Here is a 6,157-nt window from a genome sequence, read left to right as displayed (position 1 = left end):
CGGGCCGCCGCCGGGGAATGATCCGGCGGCGGCCTATTCTTTTACCTTGAATAAAAGACCGATTTGGTACAACATGGAGATGTTATGCGGTTCAAGACGGTAATTTTCTGAAATGGATGGCTGGTATTCGCAATGTCCAGGCGCGCTAATTGAAAATTCTGATTCGTTCGATTAGCGGTTCTTGAAGGGTCAGGATAGAAGGCAAGGAAACGGTTGATGAAAGACGTAGCATTTGATACCCGATTCCGGCTAAACCCAGCCAAAGCCCTGGTGTATTGAATGAAGTGGGTATACCCGTAATATATGTTCCGTGATTCTGATAGTAGGTTAGCGATTGAGCAGCGTATGAACGGGCCTGTTCAATCCATTCAGGGCGATTAAGGGCTTCTCCAGCTGTGAGCAACAGTTCAAGGTTCCCCAGCTCCCCGTGACAGATACAGTGACTATGGCCAAAGCCGTGATTTTGAGTAGCGAATACCGCCGTTTCTATTTCTTCTACCGCTTGGGAGGCATGTTGCTCTTGCATATAGGGTCGGCATAAGATAAGTCCAAGTCCGATTCCGGTGGAGCCATGACACCAATTACTAAGCTGGTGTCCTTCCTCCTGTATATAATCTATCCAATTATGTTGCTCAGGCGAATAGGAAGCTCTCAAATACCGGACTGCCTCTTCTGCTGCAGTACGGTAGGCCGAATTGCCGGTAGCCGCAGCAAGGCGATATAAGGACCAAGCGATACCTATGCTTCCGTGTCCGAACCCGACATAAGCTTGCGGAAATACACTGGAGATCCAGGACATCCCCGTCTCACTCTTCCGTCCGTATTTTATGAGATGATCTCCGTATCGAATGGCAACCTTGAGCGCCTTTTCAGAATGATGGAAGACGAATTCATTTAGCAAAACCTGAATCACACCGGCGGCTCCCCCTAACAAATCAAAAAACGTATCCTCCTCCACACTATCTGTCAGGTTATCCAAAAGATCCGCACGGTGCTGTTTCCAGGACTCTCGATCACCAAGCAAAGCTTCTAAATGAGAGAGAATATACAAGACGGAGGCTTGACCGTAAAAAGCTGACGGGAACTTCAATTTCAATGGAAGCTTGTGGAGCGTTGATTCCAGGGCTGCCAAGGCAGTATCCGTATATATTTGTTCACCTGTAACATGCCCAAGTTGCGCTAGGAAGAGAGCGATGCCGCCAGTACCGTCATAAAGCCCGCCGCCCAAAGGAGACAAATGCAGCTGCTCCCGATAATTCAGGTTCATTCCGATCCAAGTTGCATTTTTTCCGCTTCGGCTAAACACCGCCTGTCGAACCAATTCATCACCAATCCTTCGTGCCTCTTCCAGGAATGCGGCAGATGAAGCAGTCGGCAGGTTCGGTGCAGATTGATGCGGTTCTTTAATGGTTTCTACCATATGTATCTGCTTGCCAAGGAAGGAACCGCTGATGGAAGCGGAGATCCACTGACAGTAAATGTCGATCTGTTCTTCATCCAGTGTCTGCATTCGGGTCTTTAATTTTTGCATTCCGGATTCGGCAAAAAACTCGGGAATTCTGGTTCCCCGGCTGTCCCATAGGTCACGTGAGCCTGGCAGTGTAGTGAAATAGGGAATGTCCCCGCAGCGCAAATCCTTTACCTCCGAAGCAATAACACGCTCATCCAGCCAGGAAAACCACATCCGGTCGAGCAACCGCTCTAAGTCGAGTGCATCACGTCCGTAGTCAGGGTGCCATGATTCCAATAGAAAGTTCATATAAAATTGAGTAGAGCGCAGAACAATACGTACAGGATCTTCGGCAAAACAAGCCAATGGCCCCGAATCGCTTAATAATTCGGTACGATGTTTCAAAAAAAATACGCAAAGGCTTCGAAAACCATCCACGATATTGGAAGCATACTCGCCAGCCTCTTTAAAAATGCCGTTTATGGAGGGGCGGTTGTGGCTGATCGATGTGGTTTGCGGTTTCCGCACATATCGCATCTCGTCTGTGTTCACATTCTCTATGCTCAGTACGGGATAAGGGGTCAGTTGCTCCCTACCGTTTAACCCGCTTAATTCAATTCCAAAACCCTTGTCATCCTGGTGGAAAAGGAGAGGGAGCAAAGAGGTGCCCATAGGCGAATTTCGAATCCGAAGCTGGGCCTCAATTTCCGCAGAATCCGGAAACTCTTGATAAACTTGATTGTGAAACAGCGTTTCCAAGTCGATCAGAACCGGATGCTCTCCGCATGCAATCAAATTCTCATAATGAAAGTCAGTACCTTCTAAAAAATAAATGATTCCCAGGTAGGAGCCGAGTCGATAATAAAAGAGGTCTATTTGCTCTTCTGAATTACAACCTTTAGTCTCTATGAATTCTTCGTAACCGTAGTCCTTACAGTCTATGACACGCATAGTTGTAAATTTCGGCGAGAATCCTCTCATATTGATCCACTCCAACAGCTTTTGGAAATGGAGAGTCACAGCAGTTGGTTTAGGCTTATACATCAAGGATTGTCCGGAATCAAGAAAGAGGCGCATCACCGTCCGTCCTTGCTGGTGTGAATCACCGGAGCCGGCGTCAATCCGTACCAGGGGAGAGTCCTGGAGGGAAAACGTTTGACGCAGGCTTGGCAGATCGTGCAAATATCGTGAGACGGCTTCAACGATGGCGCTCACAAATAATAGGGTACGCTCTGTTAGGCTACGGGCAATTACGGCATACTCCTGGAAAAATAAAGAGAGTTGTTCGGGATCGACCACATGTGTCTCCACAAAAGAAATAAAACGTTCCTCTGGTGTGTCGCCTACCAACTCTTCTAAAGCTTTTGCGATATTCAACTCCAAGACGAACGAGCGGCCTGCGATATGGGCAAGCTGGGAAGCCAAGGTTGGTAAAACAGAAGCGATTAACCTCGCAGGCTGGATAAACTCTCCTTTTTTGTCCAAAGCTTGTAGCTGCTCCGTCCATTGATGTTTACCCCATAACAAAAACGGACGGAGCAGAAGATCAATGGTTCGTTGCGAAACGGAATCAACGGGATTCTGACGATGAAGCTCCAATACTTCCTCTAGAATTGATAGCCAGTCGGTTTGGTACTCTCGGACGTGTGGCAGTATCTCTTCATGCCACTTTAAGTCCTCCGTAGACTGAATAAGTGCACCAAATAACTTCTGGTCCAGCTCGGCCTCCTTAAACTTTGCCTTTTTTTGGGGGTCCGTTTGGATTAAAGAAAACTCAAACCACTCACTCATTAATTCAGCAGTTTTTTGCTCATCTATTTTCATCATAAAATTGTGCTTGTCCAAATCGTTTTTCAAAAGCTCTTTGCGTTCATGTAAAAAGAGGGCACGCAACCACTGTTCTTTCATCGTTTCCTCTCCTTAATTTGAAAAATTTTAATCCGACCTTCCAGAGAAACTAAAAATAGAGGCAGTACGCATCAATCGGTGAAGATTGGTGCGTACATTTAATAGTAATTAATAAACTGGTGTCGGGAAGCAAATAACTGTGGTGACGATAGTAATCGTAATTACGATGGTAGGTGTGGAATCAGGCTGTACAGCCAGTCCTCCATGAACACGTGCCAGCTCGTCAGCACTTACTTCTACCAACGCTTCACCAGCTGGGTGGGCTGCAATACCTGAGGTACGCAGTTTTGGGTTTTTCCAAGCTTGAACCATTTCTACATTTGTCATTGCTTTTTCATCCTCTCTGGAATATTTTAGAATATAGCCATATTCTACGTTGTTTATTTTACTATTGACATTTTTCATCTTGTACTACATAAAACGGCATTTTTCAAAAAAAATCATTGTTTTACTTCTATGTTTCTTTGATTATTTTGTAATGTTTTGGAATTAATCCTAATATTAAGGGGTATGCAAAATGATCTGCCAGGAGTTATCGCCGAAGGAACGTAAAGTTGCTATTTTAATTGCCCAAGGTCTGAAGGATATTGAAATTTCCCGGTATTTTGACATCAGTATGCGGCGTACAGGTGAGATTGTTGCATCAATCAAACATAAATGGGACATACAAACAAGGGTCCAAATTGGCATTCTGGTCTATCACTTCGGTTGGATTTTTTTGACGGACAAGATGGAGGTATATCCAGTTGAGAGTATTTCATAAGAGAGTTCCTTTTATCGAGCAAATGGAGCACAGTGAATGCGGTCTTGCTTGTCTGGCTATGGTCTTGGGCTTCTATGGTCATCATGTAACCTTACCAGAAATGCGTAATCGTATGGGTACCACGCGTACCGGGGTTTCCATGCACCAGGTGCAAGAGATGGCGAGTATGTATCATTTGAAGACCAGGGGCTACCGATTGAATTTATCTCAATTGAATCAATTAACGCCCCCGCTCATTCTTTTTTGGGAAAATAAGCATTTTGTCGTTCTGGAACGCCTGAGTAAACATAAAGCGGTTATTTTGGATCCGGCTCTTGGACGCCTTGTTCTTTCCTTGAAGGAACTGGAGGAGAAGTTTTCGGGTTTCTGCCTTTCCTTTATACCTGAGGAAGGGTTCGAGCGCAGAAGGCCGAAGCACAAATGGCTGTTTTTTCTCAGATTAGCTTTAAAAAGCCGCAAGCTGCCGTTCGCCATATTAATCATCTCTCTGCTTTTGCAAGGACTTGGTTTACTTATTCCCCTGTTGACGCAGTGGTCGATCGACCGGCTTACCGGCAAAAACGGGAGTTTTCTTACGATATTAGGTGGTGTAATCGCTGGGTTGTTTATCTTTTCTCAGCTTTTTCAGCTTTTACGGGGATATTTGGTTGCCAAGCTGCAATCGAAGATGGACACTTCCATGATGTCAGAATTCATAGAGCGGCTGTTTAAGCTTCCATTTGAATTTTTTGAAAATCGTAAAGGGGGAGAACTTGTTTTCCGGGCCAACTCGAATGTGATTATCCGTCGGGTTTTATCTAACCGGGTGGTAACCCTCTTCATAGACGGACTTTTGCTTGTCACCTATGCTGCCTTAATGGTCACCTATAATTGGCAGATGGGGTTAATGGTCATTGGTGTGGGATTATTGATGCTGTCTATTATTTTCGTAAGTTCTTTTATCTCCCATAGATTATCCCGGAATGAGATATCCGCACAGGCGGAAATGCACGGTTTTTTGGCGGAGAACATCCAGGGGATCATGGATTTAAAGGTACTAGGCGCGGAGGAACAGGTATTTGATAAATGGTGGACGTATTTCCAGCAACAGCTTAAAACTACGGAAAAGCGAACGGTCTGGACGGCATCTATTGATTCGATTTCCGCCAGCATCCAGTCTGTTTTCCCGCTGCTTCTTCTGTGGGCAGGATCCTACTACGTGTTGCAGGGGAATATGACCCTTGGAAGCCTGCTTGGCTTCCAGTCGCTGGCCGTTGCTTTTATGATGCCTATTGTCTCTCTGGGATCGACCTACAATGAGCTGGTAAGTGTCGGTTCCTATATTCAACGGCTTCAGGATGTGATTGAGAGTAAACCGGAGCAGATGGGCATTTATAAGAGCCGGGAAACCTTTCGCGGAGATATCGAAGTTATCGGTGTTTCATTTCATTATCATCGTTTTGGAAAAGACGTATTGAAAGATATTCATCTCAGAGTGTACCCAGGTGAGAGAGTGGCTATTGTAGGAGCTTCCGGCTCTGGCAAGAGTACCTTAGCCAAATTATTGCTCGGCCTTTATACGGCTACAGAAGGCCAGGTGAGAATTGACGGGGTTTCTCTGGAGGACTGGAACCTCAGAGAGCTTCGACGAAGTCTGGGCGTCGTTCTGCAGGAGACACGTCTATTTAACATGACCATTATGCAGAATATAGGGCTCCATCAATCGGACTATACGCTGGATGAGATCGTACAGGCTGCTAGGCGGGCGGCGATTCATGACTATATCATGCAGCTCCCGCTTGGGTATCAAACAATGGTCTCCGAGAATGGAGTCAACCTCTCGGGAGGCCAACGTCAACGTATTCTTTTGGCACGCGCATTAATGAAGCAGCCGCAGATTCTTGTACTAGATGAGGCTACCAGTTCGCTGGATACCGCCTCCGAGCAGCTGATCACAGAATCGTTACGGGAATACCCGTGCACACAGATACTCATCGCCCACCGGCTTAGCACGATTCGGCATGCGGACCGTATTGTTGTGTTAGACCAAGGCAGGG

Annotated in this window: 4 protein-coding genes; 2 read left to right on the top strand and 2 right to left on the bottom strand. The window is 46.1% G+C overall.

Annotated elements, in window-relative coordinates:
• Positions 1-145: 145 nt before the first annotated feature.
• On the bottom strand, positions 146-3,358 hold the full coding sequence (locus L691_RS0123745) for a type 2 lanthipeptide synthetase LanM family protein (RefSeq protein WP_025692769.1): 3,213 nt from the start codon (positions 3,356-3,358) through the stop codon (positions 146-148).
• A 108-nt stretch (positions 3,359-3,466) separates the two neighbouring features.
• Positions 3,467-3,763 carry a mersacidin/lichenicidin family type 2 lantibiotic gene (locus L691_RS0123740; protein ID WP_232229263.1) on the bottom strand — a complete coding sequence of 99 codons (297 nt, stop codon included), beginning with the start codon at positions 3,761-3,763 and terminating at the stop codon, positions 3,467-3,469.
• A 112-nt stretch (positions 3,764-3,875) separates the two neighbouring features.
• Between L691_RS0123740 and L691_RS0123735 the strand changes: the two genes are divergently transcribed.
• Both L691_RS0123735 and L691_RS0123730 read left to right on the top strand, forming a co-directional pair.
• Complete coding sequence (locus tag L691_RS0123735) at positions 3,876-4,121, top strand: helix-turn-helix domain-containing protein (protein ID WP_051459447.1); 246 nt, start codon at positions 3,876-3,878, stop codon at positions 4,119-4,121.
• 22 nt (positions 4,122-4,143) lie between these two features.
• Positions 4,144-6,157: peptidase domain-containing ABC transporter (locus tag L691_RS0123730; RefSeq protein WP_025692766.1), on the top strand; the 2,014-nt coding region annotated here is incomplete at its 3' end.

Source organism: Paenibacillus zanthoxyli JH29 (assembly GCF_000520715.1).
In the GTDB taxonomy this organism is placed as follows: Bacteria; Bacillota; Bacilli; order Paenibacillales; family Paenibacillaceae; genus Paenibacillus_AQ; species Paenibacillus_AQ zanthoxyli.
The sequence above is the reverse complement of the archived record's forward strand: the minus strand, read 5'-3'. Positions and strand labels throughout refer to the sequence as shown.

Coding starts and splice junctions, on each gene's coding strand:
- L691_RS0123745 (WP_025692769.1), bottom strand. CDS start 3,358: ATGAAAGAACAGTGGTTGCGTGCCCTCTTTTTACATGAACGCAAAGAG.
- L691_RS0123740 (WP_232229263.1), bottom strand. CDS start 3,763: ATGAAAAATGTCAATAGTAAAATAAACAACGTAGAATATGGCTATATT.
- L691_RS0123735 (WP_051459447.1), top strand. CDS start 3,876: ATGATCTGCCAGGAGTTATCGCCGAAGGAACGTAAAGTTGCTATTTTA.